Annotated in this window: 12 protein-coding genes, 3 pseudogenes and 1 riboswitch; of the genes and pseudogenes, 7 read left to right on the top strand and 8 right to left on the bottom strand. The window is 67.3% G+C overall.

Annotated features, from left to right (window positions below):
• Positions 1 to 37: 37 nt before the first annotated feature.
• The gene (locus ACNUDN_RS22740; RefSeq protein ID WP_419125274.1) at positions 38 to 448 is read right to left on the bottom strand and encodes a cold-shock protein; all 411 of its coding nucleotides are present in this window, start codon (positions 446 to 448) and stop codon (positions 38 to 40) included.
• Positions 449 to 629: 181 nt separating this feature from the next.
• On the opposite strand from ACNUDN_RS22740, the gene ACNUDN_RS22745 reads away from it, so the two are divergent.
• The 5 genes from ACNUDN_RS22745 to ACNUDN_RS22765 all read left to right on the top strand — a co-directional run bounded on the left by ACNUDN_RS22745 (position 630) and on the right by ACNUDN_RS22765 (position 4,287).
• The gene (locus ACNUDN_RS22745) at positions 630 to 1,037 is read left to right on the top strand and encodes a YccF domain-containing protein (protein WP_419123998.1); all 408 of its coding nucleotides are present in this window, start codon (positions 630 to 632) and stop codon (positions 1,035 to 1,037) included.
• Positions 1,034 to 2,095 carry a GTP 3',8-cyclase MoaA gene (gene moaA / locus ACNUDN_RS22750; protein ID WP_431960669.1) on the top strand — a complete coding sequence of 354 codons (1,062 nt, stop codon included), beginning with the start codon at positions 1,034 to 1,036 and terminating at the stop codon, positions 2,093 to 2,095. The genes ACNUDN_RS22745 and moaA overlap by 4 nt, the downstream gene beginning before the upstream one ends.
• A 3-nt stretch (positions 2,096 to 2,098) precedes the next feature.
• Positions 2,099 to 2,362: a MoaD/ThiS family protein gene (locus ACNUDN_RS22755; RefSeq protein ID WP_419123999.1), complete on the top strand. Its 264-nt coding sequence runs from the start codon at positions 2,099 to 2,101 to the stop codon at positions 2,360 to 2,362.
• Between the two features lie 281 nt (positions 2,363 to 2,643).
• Positions 2,644 to 2,819, top strand: a riboswitch (cyclic di-AMP (ydaO/yuaA leader).
• Positions 2,820 to 2,828: 9 nt separating this feature from the next.
• A complete protein-coding gene (locus tag ACNUDN_RS22760) occupies positions 2,829 to 3,659 on the top strand; it encodes a transglycosylase family protein (protein WP_431960671.1) in 831 nt (276 codons plus the stop codon).
• Complete coding sequence (locus tag ACNUDN_RS22765) at positions 3,625 to 4,287, top strand: hypothetical protein (RefSeq protein WP_431960673.1); 663 nt, start codon at positions 3,625 to 3,627, stop codon at positions 4,285 to 4,287. The genes ACNUDN_RS22760 and ACNUDN_RS22765 overlap by 35 nt, the downstream gene beginning before the upstream one ends.
• Before the next feature lie 16 nt (positions 4,288 to 4,303).
• Here ACNUDN_RS22765 and ACNUDN_RS22770 read toward each other — a convergent pair whose 3' ends face one another.
• The 4 genes and pseudogenes from ACNUDN_RS22770 to ACNUDN_RS22785 all read right to left on the bottom strand — a co-directional run bounded on the left by ACNUDN_RS22770 (position 4,304) and on the right by ACNUDN_RS22785 (position 5,881).
• Entirely contained in the window at positions 4,304 to 4,729 is a 426-nt protein-coding gene (locus ACNUDN_RS22770) for a molybdenum cofactor biosynthesis protein MoaE (RefSeq protein WP_419124001.1), read from the bottom strand.
• Positions 4,726 to 5,213 (bottom strand): annotated as a pseudogene (locus ACNUDN_RS22775) (MogA/MoaB family molybdenum cofactor biosynthesis protein). The gene ACNUDN_RS22770 and the pseudogene ACNUDN_RS22775 overlap by 4 nt, the downstream one beginning before the upstream one ends.
• Positions 5,201 to 5,637: pseudogene (moaC, locus tag ACNUDN_RS22780) on the bottom strand (cyclic pyranopterin monophosphate synthase MoaC). Before moaC ends, ACNUDN_RS22775 begins: the two co-directional pseudogenes overlap by 13 nt.
• A 58-nt stretch (positions 5,638 to 5,695) precedes the next feature.
• Positions 5,696 to 5,881: a hypothetical protein gene (locus ACNUDN_RS22785; protein ID WP_419124004.1), complete on the bottom strand. Its 186-nt coding sequence runs from the start codon at positions 5,879 to 5,881 to the stop codon at positions 5,696 to 5,698.
• Between the two features lie 65 nt (positions 5,882 to 5,946).
• On the opposite strand from ACNUDN_RS22785, the pseudogene ACNUDN_RS22790 reads away from it, so the two are divergent.
• A pseudogene (locus ACNUDN_RS22790) lies at positions 5,947 to 8,209 on the top strand (helicase-associated domain-containing protein).
• 4 nt (positions 8,210 to 8,213) lie between these two features.
• Here ACNUDN_RS22790 and ACNUDN_RS22795 read toward each other — a convergent pair.
• A complete protein-coding gene (locus tag ACNUDN_RS22795; RefSeq protein WP_431960675.1) occupies positions 8,214 to 11,348 on the bottom strand; it encodes a hypothetical protein in 3,135 nt (1,044 codons plus the stop codon).
• Between the two features lie 707 nt (positions 11,349 to 12,055).
• Here ACNUDN_RS22795 and ACNUDN_RS22800 point away from each other — a divergent pair.
• A complete protein-coding gene (locus ACNUDN_RS22800; RefSeq protein WP_419124006.1) occupies positions 12,056 to 13,705 on the top strand; it encodes a DNA repair helicase XPB in 1,650 nt (549 codons plus the stop codon).
• Positions 13,706 to 13,723: 18 nt separating this feature from the next.
• On the opposite strand, the gene ACNUDN_RS22805 is transcribed toward ACNUDN_RS22800, so the two are convergent.
• Both ACNUDN_RS22805 and ACNUDN_RS22810 read right to left on the bottom strand, forming a co-directional pair.
• Positions 13,724 to 16,000 carry a hypothetical protein gene (locus ACNUDN_RS22805; protein WP_431960677.1) on the bottom strand — a complete coding sequence of 759 codons (2,277 nt, stop codon included), beginning with the start codon at positions 15,998 to 16,000 and terminating at the stop codon, positions 13,724 to 13,726.
• Complete coding sequence (locus tag ACNUDN_RS22810) at positions 15,997 to 16,983, bottom strand: hypothetical protein (RefSeq protein ID WP_431960679.1); 987 nt, start codon at positions 16,981 to 16,983, stop codon at positions 15,997 to 15,999. The genes ACNUDN_RS22805 and ACNUDN_RS22810 overlap by 4 nt, the downstream gene beginning before the upstream one ends.
• Between the last annotated feature and the right edge of the window lies 1 nt (position 16,984).

The following is a 16,984-nucleotide window of genomic DNA, read 5'->3' on the forward strand; positions in this document are numbered from 1 at the left end:
ATGTCGTATGGCGAACAACCCGGATCCCGGGCAGGCGTCAGGCGTCGAGTTCGCGCGCGACGGCCTTGACCACTTCCGACACCCGACGGGCGACCTTGCGGTCCGGGTACCGGCCCTTGCGCAGTTCCGGCTGTACCGCGCCCTCCAGGAGCGTGATCATGTCCTCGACCATGCCGTGCAGTTCGTCGGGGGTGTGCTTGTGCTCGGCCGCGGCGGCTTCCCGACGAGTCCGGGTGAGACTGGGCGGCGGATCGATGAGTTTGAGGCTCAACGCCTGCGGTCCGCGCCGGCCCGCGGCGACACCGAACTCGACCCGCTGGCCCGCCTTGAGACCTTCGACACCGGCCGGCAGCGCCGAGGACCGCACATAGACGTCCTCGCCGTCTTCCTGCGAGAGGAACCCGAAGCCCTTCTCCGCGTCGTACCACTTCACCCGGCCGGTCGGCACTGGTCTCACCTGCTGTCTGTCGGAAGCCGATAGATGTCGGTACCTCTGTGGGTACATAAGTTAAGCGCCCCGCCTGCGTCGGGACGCGTCCAGGGAGATCCTACTCGGACGGCAACACGGCCAGCATCCCCTTATGTCGGTAGGCTGCGGGGCAGCGCTCAAGGAAGACGGATCGACTGATATGCGATTAATTCTGAACGTCATCTGGCTGATCTTCGGCGGCCTGTGGCTGGCACTCGGCTACCTCCTGGCAGCGCTGATCTGCTTCATCCTCATCGTGACGATCCCGTTCGGATTCGCCTCGCTGCGCATCGCCGCCTACGCGCTGTGGCCGTTCGGCCGGACCATCGTCGAGAAACCCGGCCCGCGTCCGGGCGCGCTGATCGGCAATGTCATCTGGGTGATCGTCGCCGGGGTGTGGCTGGCCATCGGGCACATCGTGTCCGCCGTCGCGATGGCGGTCACGATCATCGGCATCCCGCTCGCACTGGCGAACCTGAAGCTGATCCCGGTGTCCTTGATGCCGTTGGGCAAGGAGATCGTGCCGGTGGACCAGGCCCACGGCCGCGTCGTGGGTGCGGTGCCGTGACGGTTGTCGCGCTCGGGTTGCCGTCGGTGCAACGGGCCCCGTCGCCGGCCCCGGCCCAGGGCCCGCTGGTCGACACCTTCGGCCGCGTCGCGACCGACCTGAGGGTATCGCTGACCGATCTGTGCAATCTGCGGTGCACCTATTGCATGCCGGCCGAGGGGCTGGACTGGCTGCCGAACCAGCAGAAGCTACAGCCGGCCGAACTTATCCGACTGCTGACCATCGCGGTCACCCGCCTGGGTATCACCAGCATCCGGTTCACCGGTGGTGAACCCTTGGTGGTGCCACATCTGGAAGATGTCGTGGCGGCCACAGCCGCGCTGCGACCGCGTCCGGAGATCACCTTGACGACGAACGGCGTCGGGCTGGCGAAGCGGGCGGATGGTCTCAAGCGGGCCGGGCTGGACCGCATCAACGTCTCACTCGACACCGTGGATCCCGCGCGGTTCGCCGCCATCACCCGGCGCGACCGGCTGGGCGACGTGGTGGACGGTCTTCGGGCCGCACGCGACGCCGGACTGAATCCGGTGAAGGTCAATGCCGTACTCGATCCGGTGACCGGGCTCGACGATGTGGTGCCGTTGGCCAGGTTCTGCCTCGAACACGGGTATCAGCTGCGCGTCATCGAGCAGATGCCACTCGACGCCGGCCACAACTGGCAGCGGGAACGGGCGCTGAGCGCCGATGACATCCTCGGCACGCTCAGAGCCCATTTCACGCTGACATCAGATCCCCGCCCGCGGGGGTCGGCACCCGCCGAACTGTGGCAGGTCCACGAGGGCAGCCGGCTGCTGGGCCGCGTCGGGATCATCGCATCGGTCTCTGCCGCCTTCTGCTCGACCTGTGACCGCAGCCGGCTGACCGCCGACGGCCAGGTCCGCAACTGCCTTTTCGCGCGCGAGGAGACCGATCTACGGGTGCTCCTGCGCTCAGGAGCCGACGACGCAGCGCTCGAGGCCGCCTGGCGCGCCGCGATGTGGGCCAAAGCGGCGGGACACGGGATCAACGATCCCGACTTCGTGCAGCCCGATCGCCCGATGAGCGCGATCGGAGGGTGAGCCGTGCCCACTGAAGGAGCGCAGGTCACCGTTCGCTATTTCGCGGCGGCCCGTGCCGCGGCCGGCACTGAATCCGAGACGGTCGCGGTGCGGGCGGGAGCGACGGTGGCCGAACTTGTCGACGTCCTCAAGGCACGCGATCCGGGGTTGGCGAAGGTGCTGCTCCGCTGCTCGTACCTCCGGGACGGAGTTGCGGTGCGGGACATGGCGACTGAGCTGGAAGGTGTGCGCACGATCGATGTTCTGCCTCCGTTCGCCGGCGGGTAGAACCGATCAGGCGGAGAGTATTCCGTGATTTACGTCACATAACGGAATGATCACGAGATGGCTACGGCCAGGTTGAGGCGAGTGGCACCTGCAGGAACAACGGCCTTTCCTGGTCTTTTAGAGTTTTTTTACTATTTGCCCTGGCCGGACACACGGAGCCGGACAAAAGATGACTCGGCTCGGGTGAGCCGTTACGGTCTTGAACCAGGCCGTTCACCCCCACATCGCGACCGGCCTGCCGCTTCACCGATTGCGCCGAGCTCCATCCGTCGGTGAGCGGGGACAACGAGATACAACTTGGATGGAGGCGGGGGACCCAACCGGTCCACCGATGTACAGGACCAGGGACCTCACCGGTTCCTTGGGGTGAAGCCGTCGCCGTTTCGACGACGACGGCCGGGCGACCTCTCCAGCCCGAACCCGACAGCTGACCTCGCGGGCGCTTCAGAGAGGACTTCACGCACTTATGAGTGGACGGCACCGTAAGCCCGCATCATCTGCTGTCAGCGTCGCCAAGATCGCCTTCACCGGTGCAGTCATCGGTGGCGGGAGCATTGCGCTCGCCGGCCAGGCCGGCGCGGCGACGGACGGCGAATGGGACCAGGTCGCCCGCTGTGAGTCCGGCGGCAACTGGGCCATCAACACCGGCAACGGCTACCACGGTGGCCTGCAGTTCTCACCGAGCACCTGGTCCGGCCACGGCGGCGGTGAGTTCGCCCCAGCCGCCTACCTGGCCACCAAGGAAGAGCAGATCGCGGTGGCCGAACGGGTCCTGGCGTCTCAGGGCAAGGGTGCGTGGCCGTCGTGCGGCGGGCCGCTCTCCGCCGCAACGCCGCGCAACATCGTCGAGGAACCGCCCGCTCCGGCGGAACCGGTCGGCCTCAACGGTGTGCTGCCTCCGCCGCCGCCACTCGATCCGTTCGCGCCCCCGCCCCCGCCGGCACCGTTCGACGCGCTGGCCGCTCCGGCCCCGCTGCCCCCGGCCCCCGAACCGCTGCCGCCCGCTCCCGAGGTCCTGCCCCCGGCCCCCGCCGACGCGCTCGCCGCTCCGGCCCCGCTGCCCCCGGCCCCCGAGGTCCTGCCCCGGCCCCCGAGGTCCTGCCCCCGGCCCCCGCCGACGCCCTCGCCGCCCCGGCCCCGCTCCCCCGGCCCCCGAGGTCCTACCGCCCGCGGCTGCGGCATTCGATGCGCTGGCCGCGCCGGCGCCGGAGGGTATGCCTCCGGCACCTGCTCCTGCCGTCGACGCCGTCGCCATCGCACCGTTGGAGGCACCGCTTCCTGCACCGGCTCCGGTTGATGCGCCGCCGGCACCGAGCGCGGTTATCGCCGCCGCGAATTGGGATGCCGCCCCGGCGCCCGCGGACCACCCCCAGCTGTGGTCGCTGGGCCTGGATGCGCCGCTGCAGCCCGCCCCCGCTGATCCTGCGCTGCCTGCCCCTGCCCCGGCCCCTGTCGCCGCCCCGGCCCCGGCCCCGGCCGCGGTCGCCGCCCCTGCCCCGGACCCGCTGGCGCCGCCGCTCAACGGCGTCACGGTGCCTGGTCCGGCCTACGACATCGCCAACCAGGTGGTCAGCGGTGAGCTTCCGATCCCCTCCGAGGTGCCGCACCTGGCAAGCCCGGACAACCTGCCTCCCGGCACCGCGATGGCACCTCAGGGTCCCCGGCAAAGCGCCAACGTGACCTATCTCAAGGAGATTTGGCACGCCATTCAGACTCAGGAAATCTCCGGTTCGGACGCCCTGCTGGCGTTGACTCAGCGACCGCTGACCACGCCCGATACTCCCGGCGGCCCGGCACCCATCGCCCCGGTCAATCCGGCCGCTCCCGGCGCCCCGGTGGCCCCGCTGGCCGGCCCGGCACCAGCCCCGGCCGAGGTGGCGCCGCTGCCCGCGCCGGCTCCTGCACCGGTGCCGCCTCCCGCCTGACCGGACCCGCAGCCGACTAAGCCGAATTCACCCACTCGTCGGTGCCGTCGGCGAAGAACTGGTGCTTCCACACCGGGAGTCGTTCCTTGACCAGGTCGACCAGCCGGGCACACGTCTCGAAGGCCGCGGCCCGATGGTCGGCAGCAACCGCGGCGACCAGGGCTGCGTCGCCGATGCACAGTGCGCCGACGCGATGGCTCACGGCGATGGCCCGCACACCCTGGCAGTCGGCGGCGATCTCGGCGGCCACCTCGGCGAGCGTCTGTCCCGCCATCGGGTGTGCCGAGTATTCGAGGCGGGTGACGGTCCGTCCGCCGTCGTGGTTGCGTACGACGCCGGCGAAGGTGACCACTGCACCGGCGGCATGGTGGGCGACCAGGTGCTCGTGATCGGTCACCCCGATCGGCTCCGCCGTCAGCGCGGCGCGCACCACGACCGTCATCGCGAATGGTCCTTACCCTGCAGTTGGTCCAGCGCATGGTCGAGGACATCGCCGAGTACCGAGAGGCCATCTGTGACCCCACCCAGTGAGCCGGGGAGGTTGACGATGAGCGTGCGGCCGGCGACACCGCAGACCCCTCGAGACAGCACCGACGTCGGCACGTTGGGCAGTCCAGAACGCCTGATGGCGTCGGCGAGCCCCGGGATCTCGTAGTCCAGCAACGCGGAGGTGATCTGCGGGGTGGAATCGGTCGGCGAGATGCCGGTCCCTCCGAGGTGAGGATGACGTCGTACCGGCGAGCGACAGCGGTGCGCAGCGCGACATCGACGGGCGCACCGTCGGCCACCACCACCGCCGGCGGCACGCTGATGCCCCGCTCGTTGAGCCATTCGACGAGCACCGGGCCGCAACGGTCTTCGTACACGCCGCTCGAGGCCCGGGTCGATGCGATGACAACCAGCCCCGAACGCGTCACCCGACCCATGTTCCCGTCTTGCCGCCCTCCTTGCGGACGACGCGGATGTCGTCGATCCGCGCCGCTCGGTCGACGGCCTTGATCATGTCGTAGACGGTCAGCGCCGCCACGCTGACGGCGGTGAGCGCCTCCATCTCCACGCCCGTGCGGTCTGTCGTCCGGACCGTCGCGGTGATGGTCACGCCACCCGGATCCTGCGCCCCGCCGATCGTGAAGTCGATGTCAACACCGGTGATGGCCAGCGGATGGCACAGCGGGACGAGGTCGCTGGTCCGTTTGGCGGCCAGGATCCCCGCCACCCGCGCGGTGGCCAGTACATCCCCCTGGGCAAGCCGTTGCCGCTGATCAGGTCGACGACGTCGGGCCGGGTGTGCACCGTACCCACGGCGATCGCGACCCGGTTGGTGGCGTTCTTGGCGGTGACATCCACCATGTGGGCCGCGCCGGTCTGGTCGAGATGCGACAGACCTTCAGTCACCCCGCGCGCACCCCTACCGGTTGATGACGGTGGCGGACTGAATGAAGGGCAGCTCCTCGGCGGGCAACGGGAACGTCACGTCACCGAACGGTGACAGCGCACCGGTGCGATCGGTGGCGAGCTCGCTGACCGGATGATCATCAGGATCGGTCGTGGGCCAACCTGGGTCGACGTATCGGTTCTTCTTGTCATCAGCCACCCTGCCATTGTGGCAGGCCAGTTGCCGACTGGCGAGGTCGGGAGGCTCCTTTACGCTGGTCAGCAATGAGCACGAAGAATCCGGGCATGCCGCTGGGCGCCTGGTTGGCCGAGTTGGACGACGAGCAGCTGATCGAGCTGTTACGTCTGCGGCCTGATCTCACCCAGCCCCCACCGGGCAGTATCGCCGCGCTGGCGGCACGGGCCGCGGCGCGTCAGTCGGTCAAAGCTGCCACCGACGACTTGGACTTCCTCCATCTGTCGGTGCTCGACGCGCTGCTCACCCTGCATGCCGACACCGCCACGGTCACCTTCACCGAGCTGGCCGGCGTGTTCTGTGAGCGTATCGAGGGCGCCGACATCCGAGCAGCGGTGGATCGGCTGTGCGCGCGGGCACTGGTGTGGGGCGACGCCACCGGGGAGGGGCGCTGCGCGTCGTCGCTGAAGCGGCGTCGAGCCTGCCCTGGTATCCCGGACAGGCCACCGTCGAGAGTCCGACGCTGGCCGGCGACGAGATCGCGGCCGCACTCGAGGCGATGGACGACGCTGCGCGAGACTTGTTGGACAAGTTGCTGGAGGGCTCCCCGATCGGCCGGACCCGCGATGCCATGCCCGGTACCCCGCCGGACCGGCCGGTCCAGCGGCTGCTGGCGGCGGGTCTGCTGCGCCGACTCGATGACGACACCGTCATCCTGCCGCGCCTGGTGGGCCACACCCTGCGCGGTGAGCATCCGGGGCCGGCGAACCTCTCTGCTCCCGACCCGACCGTCACCACCACGACGACAGCCGACGTCGACGCCGTGGCCGCCGGTGCGGCGATCGACATGCTGCGCGAGGTCGAGGCTGTCCTGGAAACACTCAGTGCGGCACCGGTTCCCGAGCTCCGTAGCGGCGGCCTCGGGGTGCGCGAGGTGAAACGGCTGACCAAGGTCACCGGCATCGACGAGCGCCGGCTGGCACTGATCTTGGAGGTGGCCGCGGCCGCCGGCCTGATCGCGCCCGGAGTCACCGATGCCGATGACTCCGACGGCTCGTCACACTGGGCGCCGACGGTGACCTTCGATCGGTTCGTGGAGTCCCCGACCCCGGCGAAGTGGCACCTGCTGGTGTCCGCCTGGCTTGAGCTGCCGGGCCGCCCCAGCCTGGTCGGCAGTCGTGGCCCGGACAACAAACCCTATGCGGCGCTGTCTGATTCGCTGTTCTCCACAGCGGCACCCCTCGACCGCCGGCTGATGCTCGATGTCCTTGCCGGGCTGCCACCGGGCTCCGGAGTGAACGCGGACAGCGTGTCTCGGGCGATGGTGTGGCGACGGCCCCGGTGGTCGGTGCGCCTACAACCGAACCCGATCGGCGACATACTCACCGAGGCCCATGCGGTCGGAGTGGTCGGTCGCGGCGCTCTCGCGTCACCGATGCGGCGGCTGTTGGCCGGCGACAGTGACGACGCGGTCATCGCGGCGATGGAGAAGATTCTGCCCGCGCCGATCGATCATTTCCTGCTCCAAGCCGACCTGACCGTCATCGTGCCCGGCCCGCTGGAGCGGTCGCTCGCCGAGCAGTTGGCGGCCGTCGCCACCGTCGAATCGGCGGGCGCGGCAATGGTCTACCGTATCGACGAGGCGTCGGTGCGACGGGCCCTCGACACCGGAAAGACCGCGGGCGAGATCCACGCGCTGTTCAGTCGGCATTCGAAAACGCCTGTCCCACAAGGATTGTCCTATCTCATCGATGACGTCGCGCGGCGGCACGGACAGCTTCGGGTGGGAATGGCGTCGGCGTTTGTCCGCTGCGAGGACGCCGCGCTGCTTGCCCAGGCGGTGTCCGCGCCGGCGACCGAATCGGTTGAACTTCGGCTGCTCGCTTCGACCGTGGCGGTGTCGCAGGCGCCGATCAGCGACGTCCTTGCCGCGTTGCGCACAGCGGGCTTCGCCCCTGCCGCCGAGGACGCAACGGGGGCCATCGTCGATCTGCGCCGCCGGGGGCGCGGGTGCCCGCCCCGGCACGCCGCCGCGGGTACCGGCACGCTCCGGTCCCGACGGACCAAACCCTGGGAGCCATCGTCGCGGTGTTGCGAAAGGTCGCTTCGGCACCGCCGAGCGGCATGCGACTCGACCCTGCGGTGGCGATCTCCGAGCTCCAGCAGGCCGCCCACCACCAGGAGTCGGCGGTGATCGGTTATGTCGATCCCGCCGGGGTGGCTACTCAGCGCGTGGTGGCGCCGATCAACATCCGCGGCGGACAGCTGACCGCCTACGACCCGGCCTCGGGACGAGTGCGCGAATTCGCGATCCACCGCGTCACGTCGGTGGTGTCCGCCGACGCCGGGTAGTCCCTCAGCGGTACACCGTCACCAGCACGATCCCGGGCAGCAGGTTGCTGACGTTGGAATCGTCGGTGACATAGATCGACAGGGTCCGGGTGTGACTGACCGAGAGCCAGCCGCCGCCGTACTGGGTCGCCTTGAACGTGACCGCCTCCAGCGCCTGTTTGTACTGCGCCAGCGTCGCGGTGCCCGACAACGTCAGCTCGCGGGTGGCGCTGTTGAAGCTGGCGGTGACCGGATTGCCCGCGATGGGTGTGTATGTCAGCGTGTCGCCGGTGACGAAGTTGTCGGTGATCTTCACCGTGGCGCCGGTGAGCACCGTCGAATCGGGGTCGATGATCGTCGCCGAGGTGATCGGCCTGACAGTCTGCCCGACCGACGGGAACGCCAGCCCCGACAGCCCGAGAACGGCCAACGTCGGACGGTCGGGATTCTTCACCCCTCCCAACACGAGTGCCGGCAGTGCCGCGTTGACCCCGGAGTCGTCCGTGACGTTGATGGAGAAAGTCCGAATGATCGCCACGCCGCCGGAGGCCGCGAAGGTGACCGCTTCCAGCGCGGCTTCGTACTGTGCTTTGGTCGCCACACCAGACAGCGTGAGCGTGTCGGTTCCGTTCCAGGTGGCCGTGATCGAGCTACCCGCGGGAGGTGTGTAGTTGAGTACGTCGCCGGACTGACGCCCGCCGGTGATCTTCACGGTGGCCCCGGTCATGGTCGTCGAATCGAGGTCGACGATCTCCACCACCGGCGCGAGCACCACGCCCGGTTTACCGAGGGTGTAGGTCGGTGGCAGGGAGAGCACGGCCACCGTCGGCAACAGCGGCGCTGCGGTGTTGGCGAACACCACTCCGGGAATCGGATTGGTGTCCCCGTCGGCCTCGACGACGGTGATGCTCACCGTGCGGGTCAGGCCGAGTTGGGTTGCGCTGAAGGAGATGGCCTTGAGCGCTTCCTGGTACTGCGCCACGGTGGCCGCACCGGACAAGGTGAGCGTCCAGTCGTTGGTCTGGACGACGACGACGGGATTACCCGCCGGCGCCGTATAGGTCAATTTGTCACCCGACATGCGACCCAGACCGATGGTCACCGTTGCGCCCGAGAGCATTCCGTCATCGGCATTGGCGATGCTCACCCCGGACATCAGCGGCACGGGCGGCTTACCGATGGTGTGGACGGGCAAGCCGATGGGAGTGACCGTCAATGGCAGCTCGATGACGATCGACGGGAGAACCCCGATCGCCACCAGCGTGGGCAGCAGGCTCTGCACACCGTCGGTGTCGGTCGGCGTGATCTCCACCGTGCGCGCCAGCAGGCCGAGCTCGGTGGCGCTGAAAGTGACCGCTTTCAGCGCCGCTTCGAACTGTCCGGTCGACGCCGGGCCGGTCAGGGTGAGCGTCCAGTCGTTCTCCCAGGTGCCCGTCACCAGGCTGCCGTCGGGTGCGATGTAACCGAGCGTGTCACCGGTCTGGCGCCCGCCGGTGATGGTGAGGGTCACGCTCTGCATCGATGACGAATCCAGATCGATGATCTCGGCGATGGAGAGCAGTTTGACCGGGTTTCCGGCCAGCACGTAGGGCAGGCCGCCGGCCGCCACCAGTGAGGGCGGGAGATAGATGGCAGGCAACACCGCAACCAGGGCGGTGGCCGGCAGTAGGGAACCGAGTCCCTGCTCGTCGACCAGGGTGATCTCCACCGTCCGTCCGAGCAGACCCAGCTGGGTGGCGCTGAACGTCACCGCTTTGAGCGCCGCCTCGTATTGCGCGATCGGGCGGGTACCGGACAAGGTCAGGGTGTAGTCGTTGACCCATTCCACGTCGAGGTCGACACCGTCGGGCGCGACGTAGCCCAGCTTGTCGCCGCTCTGATATCCCAGTCCGATCGTGACGGTGACGCTGTCCATCGACGACGAATCCAGGTCGATGATCTCGGCGAGGGACAGTACCTTGACCGGGTCTCCACCCAGCGTGTACGGGAGGCCGCCGACCGCCACCATCGACGGCGGCAGCTGCAGGATCGGGTCGGCGTTGAAACTCACGCCCTGTGTGAAGTTCTCGGCCTCGGCGAGACCGAACGCACGAGCGACCGAGTGCAGCAGTCGCTGGATCGACCCCAGCACACCGGTCAGGTTCTCGGAGTCGTCCCGCACGATCACGGTGAACTCGACCGGGCGCGGATCCCCGATCACGGGCGTCAGGGGCGTGTAGACGAACTTGCCGGTCAGCAGGTCGCGGAACACGAAGCCGCCGGCCGGCTGGATGATGTCGTAGGTCAGCGGATCCCCGTTGGGATCGTAGGCGTCGATGTCGATGATGACCTGGCCGGTGATGATCTGTGTGGTGGTCACCGAGCGCACCACCGGAGTCTTGTTGAAGAACGTGTGCGTGATGATGCGGCGGAACCACGCCAGCAGGGCGTCGGTGATCGACGCAGGGACCGGCACCTCCGGCGCCAGGAGCGGCGAGATGACCGTCGACATCACGGCACTGAAGAGGTTGACTTCGCTGACCGTCTCGTCGGTTGCGAGCGCGACCACCGATGTCTCGCCCTCGACGTCGGTACCCCCGGACGGCGACGGCACGACGGCATCGACGGTGGCATCCGGGACAGCACCCTCGGCGTCGAGATCGTCGGTTGGATCCCGGACCTCCTCTATGCCCGCAGGTTCGCCACCATCCCCGGGCTGAGTTCCTTGATCGACAGACTCGGAAATCTCGGAATCGTCGGCAAGCGAACCACTTTGCGCGCCAGCGTTGGCATCGGGGGCCGCGACGTCGCCTTCCGCGGAGCCATCGTCACCGTCCTGGTCATCTGCGCCCTGGCCGGCTCCTGCCTCACCGGTGCCATCGCCGTCATCGAGGTCCTCATCGTCGAGGTCCTCGCCGAGGTCATCGTCGTTGAGGTCCTCGCCGAGGTCATCGTCGTCGAGCGCGCCGTCATCGTCGCCATCGTCCTGACCCGCATCATCGGACCCCGAATCGGCGCCCTGCGGATCGTTGCCGGACGGGGTGGAGTCGGCGGCGGGTCCGGCGTTCGACCCCGCGGTGGACACCGAGGACCCCGAATCCGAATCGTCGGCCACGGCCACCCCGGTGGCAGAGTTCGCCACCGCCAGCCCGATGCCCAGCGACACTGCGAGCGCCCCCACCCGCCCGACGTTCTGCGCGTAGCGCGACCCGCCCCGCGCGCGTGTCTCGGCGACCCGACCGGCGTGCCGCCATCGAGAAGGCGGGCCGCCCAGAACGTCGGGGCACTGCCGTTTGCACTTTCGCGCACCACGCGGTGACGGGCCGGGCGGGCTGGGTTTGCACTCATATGGCGATCTCCACTGCTCGGCCCGAAGGCATGGTGATGCTGACGGGGCGAATCCGCCCTGCGAATTGATGGGAAATGGCGACCCCGCGTGGCCTGACAACGACCCCTCGCCGCGCCATGTCGCTCCCCGACTCGATGAACTTACCCACTGGTAGCTGAGCAGGCCCGGTCAGCGCCGGGACGCCCTTGCAGGTAGCAGACTAAAGCAAAAAACGTCCGAAATTGACGAACTCACAGAATTCTTTACTCAGACACCCAGCCAGCACATCTGACTACTGTCCGGAAGTGCTGTTAAGCCATGTCAGCAAATTTGACGGTGCGGCAGATCTGCGCTGAGCGACATCGTTTTGCTCCGCATCGTTCATTTCCCGCAAGACCCGGCCATGAGTCACGACAGACCGGCATGTTCCCCAAGGGAAAAGACAGACGTTTGCCGACCCCCCCCTCACTTCGCTCTGCGGTGGTCTCGGTCCACGACGTCGGCCCAGCCTGGATAATCGACGAACATGAGTTTCAGTCAGAACATCAGCGGGGTCCACGGTGACTGACGGCCCCCTGATCGTGCAGTCCGACAAGACGGTGCTGCTCGAAGTGGACCACGACCAGGCCGGCGCGGCGCGGGCCGCGATTGCGCCCTTCGCGGAACTGGAACGGGCGCCCGAGCACGTCCACACCTACCGCATCACGCCGCTGGCGCTGTGGAACGCGCGGGCCGCCGGACACGACGCGGAGCAGGTCGTCGACGCGCTGGTGACGTTCTCCCGCTACGCAGTGCCGCAACCCCTGCTGGTCGACATCGTCGACACCATGGCGCGCTACGGCCGTCTACAGCTGGTCAAGCATCCCGCGCATGGCCTCACACTTGTCAGCTTCGACCGCGCCGTCCTTGAGGAGGTGCTCCGGAACAAGAAGATCGCGCCGATGCTCGGCGCCCGCCTCGATCAGGACACGGTCGTCGTGCACAACAGCGAACGCGGCCGGGTCAAGCAGATGTTGCTCAAGATCGGCTGGCCGGCCGAGGATCTGGCCGGGTATGTCGACGGCGAGGCACACCGCATCGATCTCGCGCAGGACGGGTGGCAGCTACGCGATTACCAACAGATGGCCGCGGATTCGTTCTGGGACGGCGGTTCCGGCGTCGTGGTGTTGCCCTGCGGCGCGGGCAAGACCCTGGTGGGCGCGGCCGCGATGGCGAAGGCGGGGGCGACCACCCTGATTTTGGTGACGAACACCGTCGCGGGTCGGCAGTGGAAACGTGAACTGATTGCGCGGACGTCGTTGACCGAAGAAGAGATCGGCGAGTACTCCGGCGAACGCAAGGAGATCCGACCGGTCACCATCGCGACCTATCAGGTGATCACCCGTCGAACCAAAGGCGAGTACAAGCATCTCGAGCTCTTCGACAGCCGTGACTGGGGTCTGATCATCTACGACGAGGTCCACTTGCTGCCCGCCCCGGTCTTTCGGATGACGGCCGATCTGCAATCGCGCAGACGCCTCGGGCTGACGGCGACGCTGATCCGGGAGGACGGTAGAGAAGGCGACGTGTTCTCGCTGATCGGCCCCAAACGCTACGACGCGCCATGGAAGGACATCGAGGCGCAGGGCTGGATTGCGCCGGCTGAGTGTGTCGAGGTTCGCGTGACCATGACCGACAACGAGCGGATGCTCTATGCAACAGCCGAACCCGATGAACGGTACAAGCTGTGCGCGACGGCGCATACGAAGGTCGCGGTGGTGAAGTCCATTCTGGAGCGCCACCCAGACGAGCCGACGCTGGTGATCGGCGCGTACCTGGACCAGTTGGACGAACTCGGTGCCGAATTGAACGCCCCGGTGATACAAGGGTCGACGAAGAACGCCGAGCGTGAGGCACTTTTCGACGGGTTCAGGCGCGGCGAGATCCGCACCCTCGTGGTGTCGAAAGTCGCGAACTTCTCCATCGATCTTCCTGAAGCCAGTGTGGCAGTGCAGGTTTCGGGAACATTCGGATCGCGACAAGAAGAAGCCCAGCGGCTCGGCCGGTTGCTGCGCCCCAAGGCAGACGGCGGAGGAGCGGTCTTCTACTCGGTGGTGTCGCGAGACAGCCTCGACGCCGAGTACGCCGCGCACCGGCAGCGATTCCTGGCCGAGCAGGGCTACGGCTACGTCATCAAGGACGCCGACGACCTGCTCGGACCGGCGATCTGACCCGGGTAGGCCTCCGGGTCACCACACCGAAACGGTCAACGAACCCGAGGTGCTCTTGCCCCCGTTGTCGGTGATGGTGACCGCGATGGTTCGCGTGGTCCATGCGCCCTGGTTCGCCCAGAACGTGACGGCCCGCAGCGCCTGCTCGTACTGGGCGACGGTCGCCGTTCCCGACAGGGTCAGCGTCTTGGAACCCGGGTCCCAGGAAGCCGTTACCGGATTGCCCGCCGGCTGCACGTAACCAAGGGTGTCGTTGGACTGTACGAAGCTGGTGACCTTCAGTGTCGCGCCGGACAGGTAACCAAGGTCATCGGTGATATCCAGCGTGACAACAGGATTGATCGGCGAATCGTTACGGTTGTAGGACTTTCCACCGGTGATCCATAGTCCAGGCGCTGAGTTCTCCCGCACTGTGGCGGTGGCGGCGCCGTTGAGCAGGCCGGAGCTGCTGACCCCGGTCTCGTCGGTCACCGACACGGAGATCCCCCGGACGAAGAGGATCCCGCCTGTCGCCGAGAAGGTGACTGCCTTGAGCGCCTCCTCGTACTGAGCCTTGGTTCCGACGCCGCTCAGTATCAGTGTCCTGCTGCCCGCATCCCACGTGGCGGTGATCGGATTACCTGCAGGCTGAACGTATCCGAGTACGTCACCGGACTGACCGAGGGTCTCGATCGTGACCCTTGCCGACGAGAAGTAGTCAGAGTCAGCGTCGGTGATGGTCGCAGATGACAACAACGTGACGGGTGCCGTGCCGATTGTGTGAGTAGGCGTTCCGACTGTGACCACCGAGGGCGGCAGCGAGTACCGGACGTTGGCAGTCGCCGCGCCGGGCAGCACACTGTCCACGTTGGTCTCATCGGTCACCGTGATCACGATCCCTCGGACAAGGAGCGCGCCTCCGGTCGCCGAGAATGTGACGGCTTCGAGTGCCGCCTCATACTGGGCCTTGGTCGCCACACCGGTGAGTGTCAGCGTGCGAGTGCCGGCGTTCCAGGTCGCGGTGATCGGATTGCCTGCCGGAGCGACGTAACCGAGTACATCGCCGGCCTGACCCAGCGTCGCGATCGTGACGGTCGCTGCAGACAGATTGTCGGAATCAGCGTCGGCGATACTGGCCGATGTCAGCAGCTTCACCGGAGCGGTTCCGATGGTGTACGTCGGTGCACCGATCGTCGCCACCGTCGGCGGCACACCAATCACCGACACGATCGCCGCACCCGGCACCAGGCTTTGCACCTGGGCGTCATCGGTCACATGCACCGAAATCCCGCGGGCGATCCCACCCTCAGAAGCACTGAAGGTGACCGCCTTGATCGCCTGTTCGTACTGGTCGAGGGTGGCCACCCCCGACAACGTCAGAGTGCGCGTCACCGCATCCCAGCTGGCTGTAATCGGATTCCCGTCCGGTGCGGTGTAACTCAAAACATCACCGGTCTTGTAGGCCGAGGAGATCACCAGGGTGGCACCGGACAGGTGGTCGGAGTCGAGGTCGCTCAGGGTGACCGAGGAGACCACCTTCACCGGGGCACCACCGAGCTTGAAAATCGGGGTGCCGATCACCGCCACCGTCGGCGGTAGACCAATCACCGACACGATCGCCGCACCCGGCACCACGCTTTGCACCTGGGCGTCATCGGTCACATGCACCGAAATCCCGCGCGCGATCCCACCCTCAGAAGCACTGAACGTGACCGCCTTGATCGCCGCCTCGTACTGATCGAGGGTGGCCACCCCGCTGAGGGTCAACGTCCTGGTCGCCGCATCCCACGACGCGGTGATCGGGCTGCCCTCAACAGCAACATAGTTGAGCACGTCGCCGGTCTTGTAGGCCGAGGAGATCACCAGGGTGGCCCCGGACAGGTGGTCGGAATCGAGGTCACCCAGGGTGACCGAGGAGACCACCTTCACCGGGGCACCACCGAGCTTGAAAATCGGGGTGCCGATCACCGCCACCGTCGGCGGCACACCAATCACCGACACGATCGCCGCACCCGGCACCACGCTCTGCACCAGGGCGTCATCGGTCACATGCACCGAAATCCCCCGCGCGATCCCACCCTCAGAAGCACTGAACGTGACCGCCTTGATCGCCTGTTCGTACTGGTCGAGGGTCGCCACCCCCGACAACGTCAGAGTGCGCGTCACCGCATCCCAGCTGGCTGTAATCGGATTCCCGTCCGGTGCGGCGTAACTCAAAACATCACCGGTCTTGTACGCCGAGGAGATCACCAGAGTGGCCCCGGACAGGTGGTCGGAGTCGAGGTCGCTCAGGGTGACCGAGGAGACCACCTTCACCGGGGCACCACCGAGCTGAAAATCGGGGTGCCGATCACCGCCACCGTCGGCGGCACACCAATCACCGACACGATCGCCGCACCCGGCACCACGCTTTGCACCTGGGCGTCATCGGTCACATGCACCGAAATCCCGCGCGCGATCCCACCCTCAGAAGCACTGAACGTGACCGCCTTGATCGCCGCCTCGTACTGATCGAGGGTGGCCACCCCGCTGAGGGTCAACGTCCTGGTCGCCGCATCCCACGACGCGGTGATCGGGCTGCCCTCAACAGCAACATAGTTGAGCACGTCGCCGGTCTTGTAGGCCGAGGAGATCACCAGGGTGGCCCCGGACAGGTGGTCGGAGTCGAGGTCACCCAGGGTGACCGAGGAGACCACCTTCACCGGGGCACCACCGAGCTTAAAGATCGGGGCACCGATCACCGCCACCGTCGGCGGCACACCAATCACCGACACGATCGCCGCACCCGGCACCAGGCTTTGCACCTGGGCGTCATCGGTCACATGCACCGAAATCCCGCGCGCGATCCCACCCTCAGAAGCACTGAACGTGACCGCTTTGATCGCCTGTTCGTACTGGTCGAGGGTGGCCACCCCCGACAACGTCAGAGTGCGCGTCACCGCATCCCAGTGGGCTGTAATCGGGCTGCCCTCAACAGCAACATAGTTGAGCACATCGCCGGTCTTGTAGGCCGAGGAGATCACCAGAGTGGCCCCGGACAGGTGGTCGGAATCCAGGTCACCCAGGGTGACCGAGGAGACCACCTTCACCGGGGCACCACCGAGCTTAAAGATCGGGGTGCCGATCACCGCCACCGTCGGCGGCACACCAATCACCGACACGATCGCCGCACCCGGCACCAGGCTTTGCACCTGGGCGTCATCGGTCACATGCACCGAAATCCCGCGCGCGATCCCACCCTCAGAAGCACTGAAGGTGACCGCTTTGATCGCCTGTTCGTACTGGTCGAGGGTGGCCACC

This window comes from Mycobacterium sp. smrl_JER01, from assembly GCF_048513595.2.
In the GTDB taxonomy this organism is placed as follows: domain Bacteria; phylum Actinomycetota; class Actinomycetes; order Mycobacteriales; family Mycobacteriaceae; genus Mycobacterium.

Excerpts from the sequence above, each read along its gene's own strand:
- ACNUDN_RS22760 (WP_431960671.1), top strand. The coding sequence starts at position 2,829 with ATGAGTGGACGGCACCGTAAGCCCGCATCATCTGCTGTCAGCGTCGCC.
- ACNUDN_RS22770 (WP_419124001.1), bottom strand. The coding sequence starts at position 4,729 with ATGACGGTCGTGGTGCGCGCCGCGCTGACGGCGGAGCCGATCGGGGTG.
- ACNUDN_RS22745 (WP_419123998.1), top strand. The coding sequence starts at position 630 with ATGCGATTAATTCTGAACGTCATCTGGCTGATCTTCGGCGGCCTGTGG.